This window comes from Dokdonella fugitiva (genome assembly GCF_014138265.1).
GTDB lineage: Bacteria > Pseudomonadota > Gammaproteobacteria > Xanthomonadales > Rhodanobacteraceae > Dokdonella_A > Dokdonella_A fugitiva_A.
Window position 1 is genome coordinate 79,665 of the sequence record NZ_JACGXL010000007.1, and the last position, 21,520, is coordinate 101,184.

Genomic DNA, 21,520 nt, shown 5'->3' on the forward strand with positions numbered 1-21,520 from the left:
AGGGATTGGACGCGACCGCGCGCTTGGGGCGGCGTTCCGCTACACTTATGCGGTTGCGTCGGTGCAGACGGGACTTGCGAAGGGGGTGCGGAAGCACGACCCATTTGAGCCCAAACGGTCGACTGGCGCAAGTTGGGGACGCCGTCGCGCCTTTGCAAGAGCGGGCCAGCGCCGCCATCCGGCCGCCCGTGCGCCGCGTCCAGCCGGCGCTCCAGCAGGATCCATCGCGCCCCAGGGTGCGGGAATCGCAGGGGGCGCCTCATCGCCATCCTAGTGGTTCACTCATGTCCCAGCACCCAATAACCGACATCACCTTCGAAAGCTTCGACCTCCACCCGACCTTGTTGTCGGGCCTGCACGCCGCCGGCTTCACGCGCTGCACGCCGATCCAGGCGCTGACCCTGCCGCTCGCGCTCGCCGGGCGCGACGTGGCCGGCCAGGCGCAGACCGGCACCGGCAAGACCGGCGCGTTCCTCGTCGCCGTGCTGAACCGCCTGCTGACCAAGCCCGCGGTCGCCGATCGCAAGATGACCGATCCGCGCGCGATCATCATCGCGCCGACGCGCGAACTGGCGATCCAGATCGACAAGGACTTCCGCAACATCGGCCGCGACACCGGCCTGCGTTCGGCGCTCATCTACGGTGGCATCGACTACGACAAGCAGCGCGAGATGCTCAAGGCCGGCTGCGACATCATCATCGCCACGCCTGGCCGCCTGATCGACTACCTCAAGCAGCACGTGTTCACGTTCAACGCGATCGAGGCGGTCGTGCTCGACGAGGCCGATCGCATGTTCGACCTCGGCTTCATCAAGGACATCCGCTTCCTGTTCCGCCGCATGCCGCCGCGCGAGCAGCGCCAGAGCATGCTGTTCTCGGCGACCTTGAGCCACCGCGTGCTCGAACTCGCCTACGACCACATGAACGAGCCGGAGAAGCTCACGGTCGAGGCCGACAACGTCACCGCCGACCGCGTGCGCCAGCTCGTCTACTTCCCGGCCAAGGAAGAGAAGCAGCCGCTGCTGATCAACCTGCTGTCGCGCATCGACGCGCATCGCAGCATCGTGTTCATCAACACGAAGATTGCCGCGGAGAAGATCACGCGCGCGCTCGAGAAGCACGGCTTCACCGTCGCGACGCTGTCCGGCGACGTGCCGCAGGCGAAGCGCGAGCGCCTGCTCGGCCGCTTCCAGAAGGGCGAGATCGAGATCCTCGTCGCCACCGACGTCGCCGCGCGCGGCCTGCACATCCCCGACGTCTCGCACGTGTTCAACTACGACCTGCCGCAGGACGCCGAGGACTACGTGCACCGCGTCGGCCGTACCGCGCGCCTCGGCAAGGAGGGCGACGCGATCAGCTTCGCCTGCGACCTGTACGCGATGAGCCTGCCGGACATCGAGAGCTACATCGAGCAGAAGATCCCGACTGCGCCGATCACGCCCGACCTGCTCGTCGTGCCGCCGCCGCGTCCGCGCGCGGCGAACGCGAGCGCCGCGCTCAGCGCCGAGGAAGAAGCGGCGGACGATGCGCGCAACACCGCGGGTCCGCCGCCGAAGAGCGGCAAGCCCGCGCGCGCCCCGCGCTCGCGCGACGAGCGCGGCGGTCCGCGCGAACATCGCGGCGAGCGCGAGCGCAGCGGGGATCGCGAGCGCAGCCGTCGCGACCGCGGCGCCGCCAAGCCGGCCGCCGCGCCCGGTGCCGCCGCCGCGACGACGGTGGCGTCGAATCCGCCGCCGGCGACGCCGGCCGGTGCCGCTGCACTGGACGGCGATGCACTGCGCAAGCGCCGCCGTCGCGGTGGTCGTGGCCGCAACAAGCACCGCGAAGGCGCCGAGAATGCAACGACGGCCGCGCCGCAGAGCGGCCAGCGCGGCGCACCGCGCGGCGAGCGCGGTGGCCAGCCCGCGCAGCGCAGCGGTTCGCAGCCGCAGCGCATCGTCGAGCGCAAGCCCCATCCGCATGCGGCGGCCGCCGCTGCCGCCGCCGGCACGCCGAGCGCCGCGCATCCGCCGAAGCAGGGCTTCTTCCGCCGCATCATGCGCATGTTCACCGCGCGCTGAGTCGTCCGCGCGCGTCGATTCGTCGACGCGCGCCTCGCGCATGCCGGCGCCACGGCGGCCGGATGCGGTGCGGCGATTCGAGCGTCGCGGTCGCGCACACGTGCGTTCCCAGGCGTGAGTCCAAGAATCGCCGGCGCCCTCGCGCCGGCGAGCGCGGTTCAGCGCGCGTCGATGTCGCGGCGCAGTGGCTGCATGAGCCGGAGATAGCCTTCGCCACCCTTGCCGGCGGCGACGAACAGGCCGGTGGCGCGGTCGAGGTCGGCGCGCGCCTCGCCGACGCGCCCTTGCGCGTACCGCACGCGTGCGCGCGCGCGGCAGGCACCGCCGAGCAGGATCCGGTTGCCGGCGTAGTCGGTCTCGGCGACGTCGAGCGCCGCCTGCGCCATCGCGTCCGCGTCGGTGAAGCGTGCGGTGTTCACGTAGATTTCCGCGAGCGACGTGCGCACGGTGACCGCGAGCGGGCTGCGTTCGCCGCTCTGCGCGCGCGTGATGCGCCAGGCTTCCTCGACCAGCGGCACGGCTTCGCCGGCGCGGTCGAGCCGGTTGAGCGCCACGCCGAGGTTGTTCAGCGACGCGGCGAGTTTCGTGGTTTCGCCGTAGAGCGCACGCGTCGTCGTGGTGACGCGGCGGTAGTCCTCGAGGCTGCGTTCGTTGCGGCCCATCATCAGGGCCGCGTTGCCGCGGCTGTTGAGCGCGGCCATGCCACCGTCGGAGTCCGCCTGGCCGAGGTGCTCGAAGATGCCGAAGCTGTCGTTCGCGGCAGCCTCCGCTTCCTCGTAGCGACCGACCTGGATCAGCGCGTTCGCCAGCGTGTTGTGGAGATTGCCGGTCTCGAAGTCGTCCGCGCCGATCATCGCGCGCCGTTCGACGATCGCCGAGCGCAAGGTCGCGATCGCCTCGTCGACGCGGCCTTCCGCGCGCTCGACCTTCGCCTGCGTCGAACGGCTTTCGTTGAGGAGCGCGCCGCTGCCCGCGTGCGCGCTCCAGTACGCCTGCGCCTGGTCGAGCAGTTCGCGCGCGCGCGCGGCGTGGCCGCGCGCGAGTTCGACCTGGGCGAGGTTGTAGCGCGCGCTCGCCCGTACCTTCGGGTTCGCGTCGATGCCGGGCCAGGCGAGCAGGCGCTCGAGCAGCGGCGTGGCGCCTTCGACGTCGCCGAGCTGAAGGTAGAGGTCGCTGAGCATCAGCGCGGTGTTCTGCCCCGTTTCGGGCTGCTCCCGGAAGACGTCGAACAGCCGTTCGGCGCCGGCGCGGAACACGCCGCGCACGTCGACGCGCGTCACGTCCTTCTGCGCGGCCGCGTCGCGGAACATGAGCATCAGGTACTGGCGCATGCCGTCCGAGCGCTTCGCTTCGGCGACGGCTTCGTCGCGCTGGATGCGCGCTTCGCGCGCCTGCCAGATCGCCGCCGCCATGCCGGCGACGATCGCGAGCGCGGCGAGCAGGGCGAATGCGACCGCGACGCGGTTGCGCGCGACGAACTTGCGCAGGCGGTAGCCGATCGCGTCGCCGGACACGCGCACCGGGGCGCCGGCGAGCCAGCGCGCGAGGTCGTCGGCGAGCGCGTCGGCGGTCGCGTAGCGGCGAGCGGGTTCCTTCGCGAGCGCCTTGTCGACGATGCGCGCGAGGTCGCCGCGCACCTCGTTGCGATAGGCGGCAGCGTTGCTGGTGCGCGCGGCGAGGCGTTCGGCGGGCGTCGCCGAACCGGCTCGGTGGATCGCCGTCGCGAGCGGCGTCGGCGGCGTCGTGCGCACCGCGTGCGCGGCGGCGAGCAGGTCGCCGCGCTCGACCGCGATCGGCAGCGTGCCGGAGACGAGTTCGTAGAGCAGCGCACCGAGCGCGTAGACGTCTGTGGCGACGCCCGCGGGCTCGCCGCCGAACTGCTCCGGCGCGGCGTATTCGGGGGTGAGCGCGTAGCGCTGGCCGAGCGTCGTCGCCGGCGCCACGTCGTCCTCGTCGCCGCCGACCAGGCGAGCGATGCCGAAGTCGAGCAGGCGGATGCGCGCGTCGTCGTCGACGAGCACGTTCGCGGGCTTGAGGTCGCGATGCACGACGAGTTGCGCATGCGCGTACTGCACCGCGGCGCAGACGTCGAGGAACAGGCGCACGCGCGAACGCACGCCGAGGCGACGCGCGTCGCACCAGCGCGTGATCGGCGCGCCGCGGACGAATTCGAGCGCGAACCAGGGCCGGCCGTCGGACGCGACGCCGCCGTCGATGAAGCGCGCGAGGTTCGGATGCGACAGGCGCGCGAGGATGCGTCGCTCGCGCAGGAAGCGCGCGCGGATGTCGTCGAAATCGAAGCCGCGGCGGATCAGCTTGAGCGCGACCTCGTGCGCGAAGTCGCCGCCCTCGCGCACGCCACGGTAGACCACTCCCATGCCGCCGCGCCCGATGCGCTCGACCAGGCGGAATGCGCCGAGCATCGTGCCGAGCAGGCTGTCGCCTGCACCCGCGTCGCCGGCCGCGCCCGCGTCCTCGTCGTCGGCGTCGAAGGCGCTGCGCAGCAACGACTCGACGCGCGCGCGCAGGGCCGCATCGCCGCCGCAGCGCTGGTCGAGGAAGCGTTCGCGCTCGATGCCGGCGTCGGCGTCGAGTGCGTCGCGGAAGATGCGCACGACGTCGCGTTCGGCGTCGTCGTCGCCACTCATGCGGCGCCCGGGCCGTGCGCGCGTGCGCGCATCACGTCGCCGGCTCCAGGCGTTCGCGCAGCCATTCGCGCGCGGCGATCCAGTCGCGCCGTGCGGTACGCTCGGCGATGCCGAGCGCGGCGGCGACTTCGGCGACGTCGAGGCCGACGAAGTAGCGCAGTTCGACCACCTTCGCCATGCGTTCGTGCGCGCGCTCGAGCGCGTCGAGCGCCGCGTCGAGCGCGTCGAGGTCGGTGCCTTCCGGGATCGGCAGCTCGAGTGCCGCGGCGAAATCGTCGCGTAGCCAGCGCCCGCCGCGTTTGTCGGTCGCCGCCATGCGCGCGCGATCGACCAGTACCTGGCGCATCATGCGCGCGCTCGCGTTGAGCAGGTGCGAAGTGTCCTCGAACGCCATCGGCGCACGGCCGAGCAGGCGCAGAAGTACGTCGTGCACGAGCGCCGTCGTCTGCAGCGTCGCGTGCCCCGGCGTCGCGCGCAGCACGCCGGCGGCGATGCGGCGCAGGTCCGCGTAGACGAACGGCAGCAGGCGGTCGAGCGCGCGCGCGTCACCCGCACGCCACTGCTGCAGGTAACGCGTGACGCTGTCGTCGGGCGCCGCCATGATGGCGGAACGGTAGCGCGCGTCGCGGGCGGCTGTCACGCGCGCGCCGCGCCGCGCGCGCCGCCGCGCGCACCATCGTCCGCCGATGCATTCGAACGGTCGCTGGTCGCGCCGCCTCATTCCGCGCCGTAGCGGAAGATCGTGTCGTCGGCGATACGCTGCGGCAGGTAGCGCGAGGTCGCGAACATGCGGCTGCTCGAACCGTCGCGCGCCCAGCCGGCCGCTACGAACCCGTCGCCGTCGGCGACGATGTCGGTGTAGTTCGCGTCGCCGGTCGCGATGCCGTGCACCTGGAAATCGCCGATCGCGCCGCTGTGCGCGTCGAGCACGGTGAGCTCGGGCTGGTCGACGAGGTTCGGCTTCCAGTGCCCGGCGACGCCGATGTCGTTGCCGCGACGCGCGAGCGCGAGCGGCGTGTCGTCGCCGAGGTCGACCGTGCAGGTCGAGCCGCAACCACCCCACAGCAGCTTGCCGGTGCCACCGAACTCCGCCACCGGCGCGCTGCTCGCGTCGACGCGCAACAGGCCCGTGCCGCGACTGTACTGGCGCGAGACGTCGGCGAGCAGGTAGATATCCTGCACGTAGCTGGGCGGGAAGCCGCCGACCGCATGGAAATCCGTGTCGATCGCGACCGCTTCGTCGTCGTGGTCGCTGCCGGCGTCGTCGAACGGATAGCAGCGCACGCCGCTGCCGTTGAACGCGCTGCGCAACTGGCCGCTGCCGGTGAACGCGGCGATGCACGGATCGTGGTCGCCCGCGGTGTCGTACTTCTTGGTGAACGCGACGTAGAACGGCGGGTCGACCAGCACGACCAGGCCCGCTTCGTGGGCGATGTCGATGCCGCTGATCGGGCACTTGCCGCCGAGCGCGGCGGCCGAACAGGCGCTCGTCGACGTGGGCAGTTCGAACGTCGACGCACCGCCGTTGCCGAAACCGGTGTCGAGGTTCGGCACGCCGTTCGCGTCGATCGCGTAGCGCGCGGTCCAGAAGCGCGTCCACAGGCCGCCGGCCGAGTTGCCGGCGACGAGCGTGAGGCGGCCGTTGCTTGACACGTCCATCGCGAGCGGCACGTTGTAGACGTCGTCGTCGAGGCGGATGAACCACCAGCCGCGGAAATCGCCTGCTTCGGAGAATACGATGATCGCGGCCTGGTACTTGTCGAGGCCGTTGCTCGCGCGATAGGTCTGCGTGGCGAGCACGTAGAGGTTGCCGCCGTAGCGCTTGATGTCGGCCACGCCGGTGAGTTTCGGATCCGGCGTGGCGGTGTTCGGGAACACGATGTACTGGTTGCCGTAACGCGCGTACGCGGCCGGGATCGACGGCCAGGTCTGTCGCCGGCCGGACGGGCTGTAGCGCACGAGTCCGAGCTGGTCGTCGCCGTTGATGACGACCGTACCGGCGACGACGACGTCGCCGTCGGCGAGGCGCACGAGCCTGCGGCCGTCGTAGTAACCCGGACTGCCCGCGAAGCGATCGATCGACACGCCGTCGTCGGCGAAGAACCGATCGTAGGCCCAATCGTCGACCGCGAGCACGTACGGTTCGTAGGCGGGCGCATCGGCGCCCTTGCCGACCTCGACGGCGGCAGCCGGCAAGGCGGCGAGACCCGCAGACAGCGCGAACAGCACCCGCGCGAGCGGGCCGGGTGATCGGAACATGGCGCAATCCTCCATTCGTGAGCGATCGGCGCGCCTGCATCGAAGCGGAGGGCGGCGCCTGCCCGGGATACGTGGAATGCGCGCAGGAACGGCCATCGCGTTGGAACCGCGGCGTCGGACCGCCCTGGCGAGGGGCGCGTTTGCTACGCTTGCACGCCGAAACGACCGGACCCGTCGATGTCGCCGTTCCGCCTCGCCAACGACCGCAGTCGCACCGCCGAACGCGCGGCGATGCTCTGCTGCGCGCTGCTCGCGGCGCTCGCGGCGTGGTTGCTGCTGCGCTTCGTCGGGGCGCTGCTGCCGGGCGATGCGGCGCCACCCACGGATGCGGTCCCCGCGGGCACCGCCGCGATCACGCCCGCGCGCACGTCGGTCGCGCGCTGGCACCTGTTCGGCAATACGCCGCAGGCGGCGAGCGGCCCGAGCACGACCTCGCTGATCCTGCGCGGCACGCTCGCCGACGCCGATCCGAAGGCGGGCATCGCGGTGATCGCCGACGCCGGCAAGGGCGAACGCAGCTGGCGCGTCGGCGAGGAAGTCAGCCCCGGCGTGCGCCTCGCGCGCGTCTACGCCGATCGCGTCGTCGTCACGCGCGACGGCAGTGAAGAGACGCTGACGCTGCCACGCGACAGCGACCTGCGGCCGGCCGCCTCGCCGCGCGGCGCGACCGCGCCGGGTGCGAATGCCCGCGCGGGCGCGTCGGCGACGAATGCGTCGCCGGGCACGACCCCCGCGGCGCAGGCCGTGCGCGCGCCGAACGGCCTGCAGGCGCAGGTCGAGCGCCTGCGCCAGAACCCGGCCGAACTCATGAAGCGCGTGCAGGTCGTGCCCGTGCTCGCCGACGGACGCCTCACCGGCGTGCGCGTATCCACCGGGACCGACGTCGTGCTGCTGAACCAGCTCGGCTTCCAGCAGGGCGACGTCGTCACCGCGGTCAACGGCACGCCGGTCGATTCGATCGAGCGCGGCCAGCAGATCATGTCGAGCCTCGGCAGCGCGAGCTCGGTGCGCGTGACCGTCCTGCGCGCGGGCAAACCGACCGAAATCACGGTCGGCCTGCGATGATGCCCCGCGTGAACCCACTCGCGCCTCCAACAAGGAACCCCACGTGATGCGTCGATTCCTCGTGCCGGCGATCGCCGGCGTCCTCGCCGCGCTGTCCGCTTCCGCGCAGACCGTGCAGGGCGCGGCCGCGGAGGCGCCGGGCCACACCACCACCGCCGACGGCCGCCACACGCTCAACCTCAAGGACGCCGACATCCAGGCGCTCATCGCCACGGTCAGCGAGATCACCGGCAAGAACTTCATCGTCGGGCCGAACGTCGAAGGCAAGGTCACGGTGGTGTCGGCGCGGCCGATGAAGCCGGACGAGATCTACGACGTGTTCCTGTCGGTGCTGCGCGTGCACGGCTTCGCCGCGGTGCCCGCGGGCAGCATGATCAAGATCGTGCCGGAAACGATCGCGCAGCAGGACGGCTCGACCGGCGTGAACGGCCTCGGCACGCGCGCGGCCGACGAGCTCGTCACCGAGATCGTGCCGGTCAAGCACGTCTCGGCCGCCGAACTCGTGCCGATCCTGCGCCCGCTGATGCCGCAGGGCGGCCAGCTGGTCGCGCATTCGAGTTCCAATTCGCTGGTCGTGTCCGACCGTGCCGGCAACGTGCAGCGCCTCGCCGACATCATCCGGCGCATCGACACGGTGTCCGACGCCGAAGTCGAGATGATCCCGCTGCGCCACGCCAACGCGGCCGAACTCGCGCGCACGCTGACCATGCTCGGCGACGACAAGAACGCCGCGGCGAACGGCGAGGCGGCGCGGGTGTTCGCCGACACGCGCACCAATTCGATCCTGCTCGCCGGGGCGAAGAACGGTCGCCTCAAGATGCGCGCGCTCATCGCGCACCTCGACACGCCGGTCGACAACGGCGGCGACACGCAGGTGATCTACCTGCACTACGCCGCCGCGAAGGACCTCGTGCCGATCCTGCAGGGCGTCGCGGCCACGCTGACCGGCATGGCGCCGCCGACCGCGGCGAAGACCGGCGAAGGCGCCTCCTCGGCGGGCGCGTCGCCGGCGACGATCCAGGCGCACGCGGAGACGAACGCGCTGATCATCAGCGCGCCGCCGGCGATCTTCCGCTCGCTCGCCCAGGTCATCCGCCAACTCGACATCCGCCGCAACCAGGTGCTGATCGAGGCGGTCATCGCCGAGGTCGCCGACCAGACCGCGAGCGAACTCGGCGTGCAGTGGCAGATGCCGCTCGGCAAGGACGGCCAGCACGTGATCGGCGGCACCAACTTCACCGGCACCTCGCCCGGCAACAACATCATCGCCGCCGCGCAGAACCCGCTCGGCGTCGGCAACGGCCTCAACCTCGGCTACATCGACGGCAGCGTCACGATCGGCCGCAACACGATCTTCCAGCTCGGCGCGCTCGTCACCGCGCTGCGCGGCGACGGCAAGTCGAACATCCTGTCGACGCCGTCGGTGCTCACGCTCGACAACCAGGAAGCGGAGATCAAGGTCGCGCAGGAAGTGCCGTTCCTGACCGGCCAGTACTCGACCAACGCGGTGCAGGCGACCACCACCGGTACGACCAACGCGGGCATCACCAATCCGTTCCAGACGATCGAGCGCAAGGACGTCGGCCTCGTGCTCAAGGTGAAGCCGCAGATCAACGAAGGCGAAGCGGTGCGCCTGGACATCCACCAGGAAGTGTCCTCGATCGCGCCGACCGTGAGCGGCGCGGTCGATCTCGTCACCAACAAGCGCGAGCTCACCACCAGCGTGCTGGTCAAGGACGATTCGCTGCTCGTGCTCGGCGGCCTCATCGACAACGAGGCGAAGGACAACGTGCAGAAGGTGCCCGCGCTCGGCGACATCCCGCTGCTCGGCAACCTGTTCCGCTACCGCACCAACGACCGCACGAAGAAGGACCTCATGGTGTTCCTGCACCCGAAGATCCTGCGCGACGCGGTGACCGAGGCGGCGGTGTCGAGCGAGAAGTACAACTACATGCGCACCGAACAGCTGCAGATGCGCCAGCAGGACTGGCCGATCACGCCGCGCTCGGAACGCCCGATGCTGCCCGAGGTGCACGACTTCCTCGCCAGCCCGAGCCTCGACGGCCGCCCCGGCCTCGCCGATCCGCAGCCGCCCGCGGAGCGCAAGCCGTGAGCGAAGCGGCGCGCCCGGCGCGGCCTTCGTTCGGCTACGCGCGCCGGCACGGCGTCGCGCTGACCGGCTGGAAGGACGGCGCCGCGGAGGTCGCGTGCCGCGTCGGCGTGCGCAACGACGCGCTGGCGGAACTGCGCCGCCACCTGCGTGCGCCGCTGCACTTCACCACGTTCGCCGAGAAGGACTTCGAGCGCCTGCTGCGCCAGCTGTACGAACAGGGCGACGATGCGCGCGCGATGGTGTCCGACCTCGACGAGCGCATGGACCTCAAGGCACTCGCCGACGAACTGCCCGAGCCGGAGGACCTGCTCGAGAGCGACGACGACGCGCCGATCATCCGCCTCATCAACGCGCTGCTGACCGAAGCGGTCAAGGAAGGCGCGTCGGACATCCACATCGAGCCGTACGAAAACCGCCTCGTCGTGCGCTTCCGCATCGACGGCGTGCTGCGCGAGGTGCTGAGCCCGCAGAAGGCTATCGCATCGGCCGTCGTCAGCCGCATCAAGGTCATGGCCAAGCTCGACATCGCCGAACGGCGCCTGCCGCAGGACGGCCGCATCGGCCTGCGCATCGCCGGCCGGCCCGTCGATGTCCGCGTATCGACCATTCCCGCCGGCCGCGGCGAGCGCGTCGTGCTGCGCCTGCTCGACAAGCAGGCCGGCAAGCTCGACCTCGTCCAGCTCGGCATGGACGACGCCGTGCGCGCGAAGCTCGAGGATCTCATCGCGCGCCCGCACGGCATCCTGCTCGTGACCGGCCCGACCGGCTCGGGCAAGACGACCACGCTGTACGGCGCGCTGCTCAAGCTCAACGACGCGTCGCGCAACATCATGACGGTCGAGGACCCGATCGAGTACTACATCGACGGCGTCGGTCAGACCCAGGTCAACACGCGCGTCGACATGACGTTCGCGCGCGGCCTGCGCGCGATCCTGCGCCAGGACCCCGACGTCGTCATGGTCGGCGAGATCCGCGACCTCGAAACCGCCGAGGTCGCGGTGCAGGCGTCGCTGACCGGCCACCTCGTGCTGTCGACCCTGCACACGAACTCGGCGATCGGCGCGGTCACGCGTCTGCGCGACATGGGTGTCGAACCGTTCCTGCTGTCGTCGTCGCTGATCGGCGTGCTCGCGCAGCGCCTCGTGCGCGTGCTCGATCCGGCGACGCGCGAGGCGTACGCGGCGACGCCGGCCGAACTCGCCGCGTTCGGCAAGCCGGCCGACCTGCAGGCGACCCTGTACCGCCCGCGCGCCGACCTCGCCGCGCAGGGTCGCGCGAGCGGCTACAAGGGCCGCACCGGCATCTACGAACTCGTCGCGCTCGACGACGCGCTGCGCCGCCTCGTGCACGAAGGCGCGTCCGAAGCCGACCTCGAGCGCCACGCGCGCACGCGTTCGGCGTCGATCCTCGAGGACGGCTGGCGCAAGTGCGTCGCCGGCATCACCTCGACCGAGGAAGTGCTGCGCGTGACGCGCGAGGAATGACGCGCGGCGCAGGTCGCGCCGCAGCTCGCGAAGCGCATCGCGGCCACCACGCTACGACGGCGTCGTCGCACAGCGTGCCGCGCATGCGGCGGGGCGATCGACACGTGGCTCGCGCTCACTTCAAGCGAAGACCGACCGCGCCGGCGGGATGGATCACGGCGCGCGGCGCCGGATCCACCGTCGCCGTCGGATCACGGCTGCTGCGGTTGCTCCGCCCAGCGGTGGCAGGAGGACTCGGGCAGCGGCATCGGGCCATCGCACTTCGTCAGGCGATGGTTGAACGTGGCGCCGTAGTTCGACAGTCGCCCGGGCAGCGCATCGGCGTTGACGATGTTGTACGCCATGAAGCCCGATACCGCGGAACCGAACATGCGGCGCGCATCACCGACCATCATCCACGGCCCCGTGAATCCCGGAAACGCCGTGCGCAGGCGCAGCAGTCCCGCATCGGGGCCGACCAGCAGGCGCGTGGCGAACTGCGAATCGAGCAGGCTCGCATCGTCGGCGCCGTGCGCGATCGTCAACACGTTCACGGCGTCGTTCGGCAGCGAGACGCTGGTGCGCAGGCTCTGCGGGGCCGGCTGGACGCCCGCACCTTCGCGATCGAACAGGTCGACATCGAAGGAACCGTTCGTGACGGTGGCGCCGACGCTGCCTGCGACGAGATTCGCGTACGCCGGGTCGAGGTAGAAGCGCCGCGTGGGGTAGCTGACGATCCAGTCGGTGGTCGCGCCGAGGCCCGGGTCGACGAGGTAGTCGTTGGCGACCGTGTCGGACAGGAACAGCACGGTCACGGCGTCGATGCCCGTCGGCAGCGTCGCGGTCTGCGGAGCGCCGCCGTTCGAGCTGCCACTGCTTTCGGAGAAGTAGTAGGCGGTCTTGCTCGCCTGCGCGAGCGAAGGCAGCAGTGGCCCGCTCGCGGGCATCAGCGCCACGTCGGTGAAGTCGGCGATCGCGTCGGCGTTGTAGGCGTAGTACTCGCCGCCGGCGACGTCGATGACGGCGGCCGACCCCGACAGATCGTTGTACGCCACGCCGATGTCGCTCGCGAGCGAGCCGGGCAGGTTCGCGCAGCCCGGCGGCGCCGCACCTGGCGTCGCCGGCGTGATCGCGATGGCGGTCGGCGAACCGTCGGTGATGCTGCCGCCGGCGATGACCTCGATCGCGCCCTCGCGCGTGCGGCCGATGCCTTGCGGCGCATTGGCCGGCAGCGTGCCGGTGCCGTCGTAGCCGGAGGTCGTGAAGCGCACGCCCTCGGCCGGGATCGCCGGCACCGTGCAGCTGCGGTCGGCGGTGCGCAGCATGGGCGCAGTATCCGGCGAGGTCTGGTAGATCGCGGCGGTCCAGGTGTCGTACGGCGCGAGGTAGACGTCGAGATCGAGCACGGGGCGGCCGTGCAGCGCGTCGAGGAAGCGCACCTTCGCGACCGTGCCGACCTTCGACGTGCTCGCCAGCGTGAAGTACGTGTCGTGGCCGCCGTTGACGGTGTAGTAGGGGAACCAGAGCGCTTGTCCGTGGCCACCGGCGTCGAGGCGCATCGCGTGGGCGGACGTCGCCAGCAGCAGGGTGGCGGCTGCGGTCACGAGCTTCTTCTTGTTCTTCTTGATCATCACGTCACTCCGGAACATGTGGAATCGGCAGCGTAGCGCAGAACGCGGTTGCGCGACTGCGCGAAAGGCGTGACGGTGGCGTTACGCGGTCGCTGCGGAGCTCCGGTCGCCTAACCGGCCGCCGTCGGTTTACTCTCTGCGGAGCGGCGCAGGCCGCGATGCTTTTCCGCATCCCCCGAAGAGAGCATCGCGGCTTGCGCCGCTCCTACATACCTGCATCATTTCGCTCGTCGTCACACGGAACCGCAGCCCGATGCCCGCATTCGCGTACCAGGCGCTCGACGCCGCCGGCAAGACCCAGCGCGGCGTGCTGCAGGGCGATACCGCGCGCGCGGTGCGCGGGCTGCTGCGCGAGCGCGGGCTCAACCCGCTCAGCGTCGACGAGGTGCGCGAGGGCGCGCCCGGCGACGGCGCGATGCGCTTGCGGCGAGGGCTGTCGGGGACGCAGCTCGCGCTGCTCACGCGCCAGCTCGCGACCCTGATCGGCGCCGGCTTGCCGATCGACGAGGCGCTCGGTGCGTTGTCCGAGCAGGCCGAGAACGAACGCCAGCGCGCGCTCACGATGTCGTTGCGCGCGCGCGTGATGGAGGGCGCGAGCCTCGCCCAGGCGATGGCCGAGTTCCCGGACGCGTTCCCCGACATCTTCCGCGCGAGCGTCGCCGCGGGCGAGCAGTCGGGTCGGCTCGACGGCGTGCTCGGGAAGCTCGCCGACTACGCCGAGGCGCGCGACGCGCTCGGCCAGAAGATCCTCGCCGCGCTCGCCTACCCTCTGCTGCTCACGCTCGTCGCGCTCGCGGTCGTCGCCGGCTTGCTCACCTGGGTCGTGCCGCAGATCGTCGGCGTGTTCCAGAACCTGCACCAGGCGCTGCCGCTCGCGACGCGCGTGCTGATCGCGCTGTCGGCGTTCCTGCGCGCGTGGGGCTGGCTCGTGCTGCTCGTGCTGCTCGCCCTCGTCGTCGCCGGTCGCGTCGCGCTGCGCGGCGAGTCCGCGCGCGCGCGCTGGCACGCGTGGCAGTTGCGCCTGCCGCTGGTCGGCCGGCTCGTGCGCGCGGCCAACACCGCGCGCGCGACGCGCACGCTCGCGCTGCTCGCCGGCAGTGCGGTGCCGCTGCTCGATGCGCTCGGCATCGCCGCGCAGGTCGTGTCGAACCTGCCGATGCGCGAGGCGTTGAAGCGCGCGGCGATCAAGGTGCGCGAAGGCGGCGCGTTTTCGCGCGCGCTCGGCGAGAGCGGCCAGTTCCCGCCGGTCGCGTTGCGCCTGATCGCGAGCGGCGAACGCTCGGGCGAGCTGCCGCGCATGCTCGAGGAAGCCGCCGCGCAGCAGCAGCGCGAACTCGACCGCTGGCTGACCGCGCTGACCGCGGTGCTCGGTCCCGCGGTGATCCTCGTGGTCGGCGCGATCGTGCTGTTCATCGTGCTCGCGATCCTGCTGCCGATCTTCAACCTCAACCAGATGGTGAAGTGACGGCGTGCCGCATGCCGGCGCGGGTCGCCGGGCGGAGGAAGCGGGAGGTCGTGCGCCGGTCGGCAGCGGGCGGGGCGTAGTGGGTCGCGGATCGGGCGTTGCGCTCGACGTGCCGAGCCTAGTTCCCGGGATGCCGGCAAATCTGCGCCACCCCTCGAGCGTTTTGCCTGGCGTGCCGAGCGGAATGCTCCGACGATCGAGCGCCGTGCTCGACATGCCGAGCCCGTTTCCCGGACCGCCGAGCGATGGGTTTCACCGGCCGAGCGTTTTTCCTCGGGTGTCGAGCGGGTTGCTCCACCGATCGGGCGTTGCGCTCGACGCATCGAGCGTCGTGCCCGGGCGATCGAGCCCATCGCTCGGAGCGCCGGGCGTTGCGCTCCACGCGTCGAGTGGAGAAGGCCGAGGGCCGGGCGGAGCGCCCGGACGATCGGGCATCGAACCCCGAGGGACGAGCGTCGCGCGCCACGGAACGGGCGGCGTGCTGCAAGTCCCGGGCGTCGAACGACGCGGGCGGCATGTCGCGCGCGAAGCGCAGGGTGCCGACCACCGCGAGCCGGGCATGCGCGCGTCGAGCGAACGCACGGCGGCGAAACCGCGATCGTCACGGGCCATCGCGATGCCGGCGGCTTGTATGCTTGCGCGCATCGCCGGACTTCCACGATCCTCACGTCCTTCCACCGTCCACCCCGCGCCGCATGATCCGCTTCGACAACGTCAGCAAGCGCTACCTCACCGGGCTCGACGCGCTCGCCGAGGTCAGCTTCGAGATCGAGGCCGGCGAGATGGCGTTCGTCACCGGCCATTCCGGCGCGGGCAAGAGCACGTTGCTCAAACTGGTGAGCCTGGCCGAACGGCCGACGCGCGGCTACGTCACGGTCAACCAGCGCGAACTCGCGCGCGTGCGCCGGCGCGGCATCCCGCAGCACCGGCGCGGCATCGGCATGGTGTTCCAGGACCATCGCCTGCTGACCGACCGCAGCGTGTTCGACAACGTCGCGCTGCCGCTGCTGATCGCCGGCACGTCGCGCACGGAGACGGCCAAGCGCGTGCGCGCGGCGCTCGACAAGGTCGGCCTGCTCGCGCGCGAGAAAGCGTCGCCGCTCGCGCTGTCGACCGGCGAGCAGCAGCGCGTCGGCATCGCGCGCGCGATCGTCGCCAAGCCGCCGCTGATCATCGCCGACGAGCCGACCGGCAACCTCGATCCGCAGCTGTCGCTGGAGATCATGAACCTGTTCGCCGAGTTCGGTGCGGTCGGCACGACCGTACTCATCGCGAGCCACGACTTGCTGCTGCTCAAGCGCATGCACAAGCGCGTGCTCGTGCTCGACCACGGTCGTCTCGTCGACGACTACCGCCCGGTGCGCGCCGCATGAGCGCGCAGGCCGAGCGGCGAACGGCGCCGCCCGCGAAGAAGGGCGCCGAGCCGCGCGGGCCGCGTGCTCCGGTCGGCGAGCGCCTCGCCGCCTGGCGCGACCAGCATTTCTTCAGCTTCTTCTCGAGCCTCGGCCGGCTCGCCGCGCGACCGTGGGCGACCCTGTTGACCGTGCTCGTGCTCGGTTTCGCGATCGCGCTGCCGCTGCTGTTCTGGGTCGTGTTCGACAACGCGCGCGAACTGTCCGGGGGCCTGCGCGAGGCGCGCGAGATCACCCTGTTCCTCAAGCCCGCGCTCGACGCGCGGCACGCCGACGCGTTCGCCGCCGAGCTGCGCCGGCGCGACGACGTGGCCGCGGTGCTGCTGCGCACGCCCGAGCAGGGACTGGCGGAGTTCCGCGACCTGTCCGGCTTCGGCGAGGCGCTCGACGCGCTGCAGTCCAACCCGTTGCCGAGCGTGCTCGTCGTCACGCCGCGCGACTCCGGCGCGAGCGAAGATCCGCCGCTCGTTGCGGCGATGCAGGCGGACACGCGCGTCGATCTGGTGCAGTATGACGCGGCGTGGCGGCGCAAGCTCGGCGGCATCCTGCATTTCGGCGAGCGTGTCGTCGCGGTGGTCGCGGTGCTGCTCGCGCTGGCGACCCTGCTCGTGATCGGCAATACGGTGCGCATGGATATCCAGGCGAGGTCGGCGGAAATCTCGGTGATGCAGATGATCGGTGCGAGCAACGGCTTCGTGCGCCGGCCGTTCCTCTACGCGGGTCTGTGGTACGGCCTGCTCGGTGCGGTGTTCGCGCTGCTCGTCGTGGTCGTGGTCGAGGTCGCGCTGGCCGAACCGGTCGCGCGCCTCGTCGAGAGCTACGCGAACCGCTTCGCGCTGCACGGGCTCGACCCCGGTGTCGCCGCCGCGGTGGCCGCAGCGAGCGCATTGCTCGGCTGGTGCGGTGCGTGGATCGCGACCGCGCGCCACCTCGCCGCGGGGCGTCCGGCATGAGCGGCGACGTTTCGCTGACCCGGCACATCTCCAGCGACGAGCCGCGCGTGCTCGTCGTCGACGGTTCGCGCGTCGTGCGCCAGCTGATCGAACGCGTGCTCAAGACGGAGCTGCCGAACGCGGTCGTGGTCGGCTGCGGCAGCGGCGCCGACGCGCAGCGCCATCTCGCCGACGGCGTGATCGACCTCGTCACCACCGCGCTGCGCCTGCCCGACATGGACGGGCTCGAACTCGCGCGCCTCGTGCGCGAGAGCGGCAACCAGGCCTACATCCCGGTCATCGTCGTCTCCGGTGACGTGCAGGAGCGCCTCGTCGCGCGAACGCTGTCCAGCCACGTCACCGACTACTTCGACAAGGCGCTCGGCTTCGACGCGCTCGCCGCGTTCATCCGCGGCTACGTCAAGCCGGCCGAGCAGATCGAAGGCAACGTGCTCTACGTCGAGGACAGCCGCGTGGTCGCGCTCGCGACGCGGCGCATGATGGAGAAGTGCGGCTTCAAGGTCGCCCACGTCGTCAGCGTCGAGGACGCGCTCGCCCTGCTCGAAACCTCGCGCGCGCAGGGCAAGGGTCCCGGCACCGACCTCGTCCTCACCGACGTCAACCTCAAGGGCGAGCTCAGCGGCGGCGACCTGCTCGAGCGCATCCGCGGCCAGTTCGGCTATCCCAAGGGCGAGCTGCCCGTGCTCGTGATGACCGGCGACGACAACCCCGCGAACCAGGCCGGCCTGCTGCGCGCGGGCGCGAACGACCTCGTGCACAAGCCGATCGAGGAGCGGCTGCTCGTCAACAAGCTGCAGTTCCAGTTGCGCGTCGCGCGCCGCGTGCGCGAACAGGCGGGCGCGTCGGCGTGAGCGAGGACCGCGTCCGGCTGGAGCCGTCGTGGAAGGCGCGCGTCGGCGCTGCGCTCGAGCAGCCCGCGATGCTCGCGCTGTCGGAGTTCCTGCGCGCGGAGAAGCGCGCGGGCAAGGTCATCTATCCCCCCGGCCCGCTGATCTTCGCGGCACTCGACACGACGCCGTTCGATCAAGTCCGCGTCGTCATCCTCGGGCAGGACCCGTACCACGGCCCGGGTCAGGCGCACGGCCTGTGCTTCTCGGTGCCGCCCGGCGTACCGCCGCCGCCGTCGCTCGACAACATCTTCAAGGAGATCCAGCGCGACCTCGGCATCGCCCGGCCCGACCATGGCTGCCTCGTGCCGTGGGCGAAGCAGGGCGTGCTGCTGCTCAACGCGGTGCTCACGGTCGAGCGCGGCCTCGCCGGCTCGCACCAGAACAAGGGCTGGGAAGGCTTCACTGATCTGTGTATCGACGCGCTCAACCGCGAGCGTGACGGCCTCGTGTTCCTGCTCTGGGGCAGCTATGCGCAGAAGAAGGGCGGCCTGATCGATCGCCAGCGCCACCTCGTGCTCAAGGCGCCGCACCCGTCGCCGCTGTCGGCGCATCGCGGCTTCATCGGCTGTGGCCATTTCTCGCGCGCGAACGTGTACCTGCGCCAGCGCGGACACGCCCCGATCGACTGGCGCCTGCCGGAGCGCACGGCGCTCGAAACCGGGGCGATGCCCTCCGCGTGAGCGGCCCGCGGGCATGACCTTCGCCACTGGCCTAGCAAAATCAGCGAGTTAGCATTTCGGTGCGGGACACACTGTTTCGCTGCCGCTAACGCTATTTAGAAAACTTCCTAGTACAATACCGCCAAGTTCAGTAATGGGCCGGCGGGATCGCCAGTCCGGAACTCTGGCCGTTCTTAGCACTCCAAGGAACCGAGTGCTAAAGTGGGTAGCAGTGAGGAGTCCAGACGAATGAGCAATACCTTGGTCGCCAGCCAATTCCCGGTGCCGAGTGCGGTCGGAAGCCTCGACGCGTATGTGAATGCGGTCCACCAGATCCCGATGCTGAGTCAGGACGAGGAGCAGGACCTCGCGCGCCGTTTCAATGAAAACAACGATCTCGACGCCGCCAAGCGGATGGTGCTGTCGCACCTGCGCTTCGTCGTGCATGTCGCCCGCGGCTATTCGGGCTACGGCCTGCAGGTCGGCGACCTCATCCAGGAAGGCAACATCGGCCTCATGAAGGCGGTGAAGCGCTTCGACCCCGACCACGGCGTGCGCCTGGTCTCGTTCGCGGTGCACTGGATCCGCGCCGAGATGCACGAATTCATCCTGCGCAACTGGCGCATCGTCAAGGTGGCGACGACGAAGGCGCAGCGCAAGCTGTTCTTCAACCTGCGCAAGTCGAAGAAGCGCCTCGGCTGGATGAACGCCGAAGAGGTCAACACGGTCGCGAAGGAACTCGGCGTGCCGGCGGCGACCGTCATGGAGATGGAAGCGCGCCTCAACGGCCGCGACGTCGCATTCGACGCGCCGGTCGATGCCGACGAGGAAGAAAAGCCCGCACCGGCGGCGTTCCTGATCGACCATGCGGCCGATCCGTACGGCCTGGTCGAGAGCGAGTCGGAAGAAGAGTCGAGCCTGGACACCTTGCAGCGCGGCCTGCTGCGCCTGGATGCGCGTTCGCGCGACATCATCCAGCGCCGCTGGCTCAAGGACGGCGAGAAGGCGACGCTGCAGGAACTCGCCGACCAGTACGGCGTGTCGGCCGAGCGCATCCGCCAGATCGAGGCGAACGCGATGAAGAAGATGCGCGCCCTGTTCGAGGCGTGAGCATCGAACACGATGCGTGATCGAAGAAGGGCGGCCCACGGGCCGCCTTTTTTTTTTGCGTCTTGCGGCGACGGTGCGCGTGCCGATAATCCCCCGATCGGCCAGGAACGCGACGGATCGGCAAGCATGTACCGCATCACCCTCGCCTGCGACGGCATTCCGCTGGATCTCGGTGCAGCCGCGGCGGCCGACATCGCCGAGGAATTCACGCACCGGCCGTGGCACCGCGACGTCACCTGCGAATGGGACGGCACGCGGCTGATCCTGCGCGGCGACAACGACCACGACGCGACCGGCGCGGCATTCGCCGAGGAGTTCTCCGACGCGATTTCAGCCTGTGTCGCCGGTGGCTCCGACGGTGCGATCAGCCTGCTTTCGGTCGAAACCCTCGCGGATTGACGCGGTCGCGTCGCCTTCGCCACGCGATCGTCACGCCTGTCGCCGCGCTGTCACGCCTCGAAGCCGTTCGCAAAGATCGCGTCGCCGACCTCCCACGCGCCGATGTCGACGGCCGCGCCGACGACGCGCTGCGCGCCGTCGAGGTCGACGGGAATGTCCGTCGTGAACGCCGAGTTGCCGGCGTCTCGCGCAGGCGAATCGCTGCGCAGATGAAAATCGCCGGCGCCGACGAACGACGGATCGGCCTGCACGGTGCCGGTGCCCGGCGTGAAGTCGTCGGTGCCGTTGCCGAACACGAGGTCGTGCTCGTTGGCGAAATCCGCGCCCGCAGCGGCGCCGATGATGACGCCGCGTGACGCGTTGTCCGCGACGAGCGTGTTGGCGAGCGTGCCGGTCAGGCTCGCGCCTGCCCCCTTGCTCGCGATGAAACCGGTGTCGTTGCCGACGAGCGTGTTGCCGAACACGTCGGCGTGCAGGGTGCCCGCGCTCGCGAGCAGCGAGACCCCGCCGGGCTGCGGGCCCGTGAAGTCGATCGCTCCGGTCACGAGATTGTTGAGCACGCGCGCATCGAGCGTGCCGCCCGCGCCATCCTGCACGAGCACGATGCCGCCGTTGTAGCCCGCCGCGGCAATGCGATTGTTCCGCAGCAGCAGGTCGGCGACGCCCGCGACGTTGCGCGCGCGGATCGCGCCGTACGTGCTCGATGGCCCGCCGTCGCCGACCGTGTTGCGTTCTATCGTCGCGATCGTCGGCCCGGGCAGGTCCTCGATGCCGATCGCGCCGATGTCGTCACCGCCGAGGAAGCCGAGGCGGATGTCGTTGTCGACGATGGCGACGTTCACCGGCCCGGTCGGCGTGGCGCCGAACGTGGTGACGCGGATCGCGGTGAAGTTGGCGTCGAGGCCGCCGGCTTCGACGACGTTGTTGCGGATCGTCACGCCGAACGCGCCGCTGCCGCCCTGATAGGCCGTGATCGTGCCGTCGCGGACGGTCAGGCCTTCGATCACGATCGCAACTTGCGTGTTCGCGCCGAACGCGTCGATGACGTCGGTGGACTGGCCCGCCTGCAGCACCGGCGAGAAGCCCGCCGCGGCGCGCAAGGTCAAGCTCTTGCCGAAGATCTCGAGCGATTCGTTGATCGGCCCGTCGCTCGCGACCTCGACGACGTCGCCGGCGTCGGCGCCCGCAATGCACGCCTGCAGCGTGGTCGCGCACGGCGCCGTGCCGGGCCAGGTCCGCGTCGCGGCGTCGGCCGGCGCGATCGACGCGAGGGCGAGGGGAAACAGCATCGACGGCAGGGTCCGCCGTGCGACGTGGCGGAGGGTGCAGGGGGACATGGCGCGCCTCTCGTGACAGCGAGGCCCCGGGGAACGCCGTCCGGCGGAAGACACGG

Annotated in this window: 16 protein-coding genes; 11 read left to right on the forward strand and 5 right to left on the reverse strand. The window is 70.8% G+C overall.

Translation table 11 applies throughout. From position 1 onward, the window contains the following. Window positions 1–284: 284 nt before the first annotated feature. Complete coding sequence (gene rhlB, locus FHW12_RS18535) at window positions 285–2,060, forward strand: ATP-dependent RNA helicase RhlB (RefSeq protein WP_182532550.1); 1,776 nt, start codon at window positions 285–287, stop codon at window positions 2,058–2,060. Window positions 2,061–2,218: 158 nt separating this feature from the next. Here rhlB and FHW12_RS18540 read toward each other — a convergent pair whose 3' ends face one another. From FHW12_RS18540 to FHW12_RS18550, 3 genes are all read right to left on the reverse strand, one after another. Continuing rightward, window positions 2,219–4,708 carry a serine/threonine-protein kinase gene (locus FHW12_RS18540; RefSeq protein WP_182532551.1) on the reverse strand — a complete coding sequence of 830 codons (2,490 nt, stop codon included), beginning with the start codon at window positions 4,706–4,708 and terminating at the stop codon, window positions 2,219–2,221. A 31-nt stretch (window positions 4,709–4,739) separates the two neighbouring features. Continuing rightward, the gene (locus FHW12_RS18545; protein WP_220484539.1) at window positions 4,740–5,348 is read right to left on the reverse strand and encodes an ECF-type sigma factor; all 609 of its coding nucleotides are present in this window, start codon (window positions 5,346–5,348) and stop codon (window positions 4,740–4,742) included. A gap of 77 nt (window positions 5,349–5,425) precedes the next feature. Next, window positions 5,426–6,967, reverse strand: coding sequence for a hypothetical protein (locus FHW12_RS18550; RefSeq protein ID WP_182532552.1), 1,542 nt, complete (start codon window positions 6,965–6,967; stop codon window positions 5,426–5,428). A gap of 177 nt (window positions 6,968–7,144) precedes the next feature. Here FHW12_RS18550 and FHW12_RS18555 point away from each other — a divergent pair, with 177 nt between their 5' ends. The 3 genes from FHW12_RS18555 to gspE are packed head-to-tail and all read left to right on the forward strand — an operon-like array spanning window position 7,145 to window position 11,629. Further along, entirely contained in the window at window positions 7,145–8,032 is an 888-nt protein-coding gene (locus FHW12_RS18555) for a type II secretion system protein N (RefSeq protein WP_182532553.1), read from the forward strand. A gap of 46 nt (window positions 8,033–8,078) precedes the next feature. Then, complete coding sequence (gene gspD / locus FHW12_RS21435; RefSeq protein ID WP_259393159.1) at window positions 8,079–10,145, forward strand: type II secretion system secretin GspD; 2,067 nt, start codon at window positions 8,079–8,081, stop codon at window positions 10,143–10,145. Then, the gene (gene gspE, locus FHW12_RS18565) at window positions 10,142–11,629 is read left to right on the forward strand and encodes a type II secretion system ATPase GspE (RefSeq protein WP_182532555.1); all 1,488 of its coding nucleotides are present in this window, start codon (window positions 10,142–10,144) and stop codon (window positions 11,627–11,629) included. Before gspD ends, gspE begins: the two co-directional genes overlap by 4 nt. Window positions 11,630–11,820: 191 nt before the next feature. On the opposite strand, the gene FHW12_RS18570 is transcribed toward gspE, so the two are convergent. Next, window positions 11,821–13,239 (reverse strand): hypothetical protein, encoded by a 1,419-nt coding sequence (locus tag FHW12_RS18570; RefSeq protein ID WP_182532556.1) that lies wholly within the window; start codon window positions 13,237–13,239, stop codon window positions 11,821–11,823. Window positions 13,240–13,492: 253 nt separating this feature from the next. Between FHW12_RS18570 and gspF the strand changes: the two genes are divergently transcribed. From gspF to FHW12_RS18605, 7 genes are all read left to right on the forward strand, one after another. Further along, window positions 13,493–14,704 carry a type II secretion system inner membrane protein GspF gene (gene gspF, locus FHW12_RS18575; RefSeq protein ID WP_182532557.1) on the forward strand — a complete coding sequence of 404 codons (1,212 nt, stop codon included), beginning with the start codon at window positions 13,493–13,495 and terminating at the stop codon, window positions 14,702–14,704. 695 nt (window positions 14,705–15,399) lie between these two features. Next, window positions 15,400–16,077, forward strand: a complete 678-nt coding sequence (ftsE, locus tag FHW12_RS18580; RefSeq protein ID WP_182532558.1) for a cell division ATP-binding protein FtsE — start codon at window positions 15,400–15,402, stop codon at window positions 16,075–16,077. Beyond that, on the forward strand, window positions 16,074–17,069 hold the full coding sequence (gene ftsX, locus FHW12_RS18585; RefSeq protein ID WP_182532559.1) for a permease-like cell division protein FtsX: 996 nt from the start codon (window positions 16,074–16,076) through the stop codon (window positions 17,067–17,069). The genes ftsE and ftsX overlap by 4 nt, the downstream gene beginning before the upstream one ends. Further along, entirely contained in the window at window positions 17,066–17,920 is an 855-nt protein-coding gene (locus tag FHW12_RS18590) for a response regulator (protein ID WP_182532560.1), read from the forward strand. Before ftsX ends, FHW12_RS18590 begins: the two co-directional genes overlap by 4 nt. Beyond that, entirely contained in the window at window positions 17,917–18,639 is a 723-nt protein-coding gene (gene ung / locus FHW12_RS18595) for a uracil-DNA glycosylase (protein WP_182532561.1), read from the forward strand. Before FHW12_RS18590 ends, ung begins: the two co-directional genes overlap by 4 nt. A gap of 228 nt (window positions 18,640–18,867) precedes the next feature. After that, complete coding sequence (gene rpoH / locus FHW12_RS18600; protein ID WP_182532562.1) at window positions 18,868–19,728, forward strand: RNA polymerase sigma factor RpoH; 861 nt, start codon at window positions 18,868–18,870, stop codon at window positions 19,726–19,728. Between the two features lie 126 nt (window positions 19,729–19,854). Next, window positions 19,855–20,127 (forward strand): hypothetical protein, encoded by a 273-nt coding sequence (locus FHW12_RS18605; RefSeq protein WP_182532563.1) that lies wholly within the window; start codon window positions 19,855–19,857, stop codon window positions 20,125–20,127. Window positions 20,128–20,177: 50 nt separating this feature from the next. On the opposite strand, the gene FHW12_RS18610 is transcribed toward FHW12_RS18605, so the two are convergent. Then, window positions 20,178–21,464, reverse strand: a complete 1,287-nt coding sequence (locus FHW12_RS18610) for a choice-of-anchor Q domain-containing protein (protein WP_182532564.1) — start codon at window positions 21,462–21,464, stop codon at window positions 20,178–20,180. Window positions 21,465–21,520: the final 56 nt, after the last annotated feature.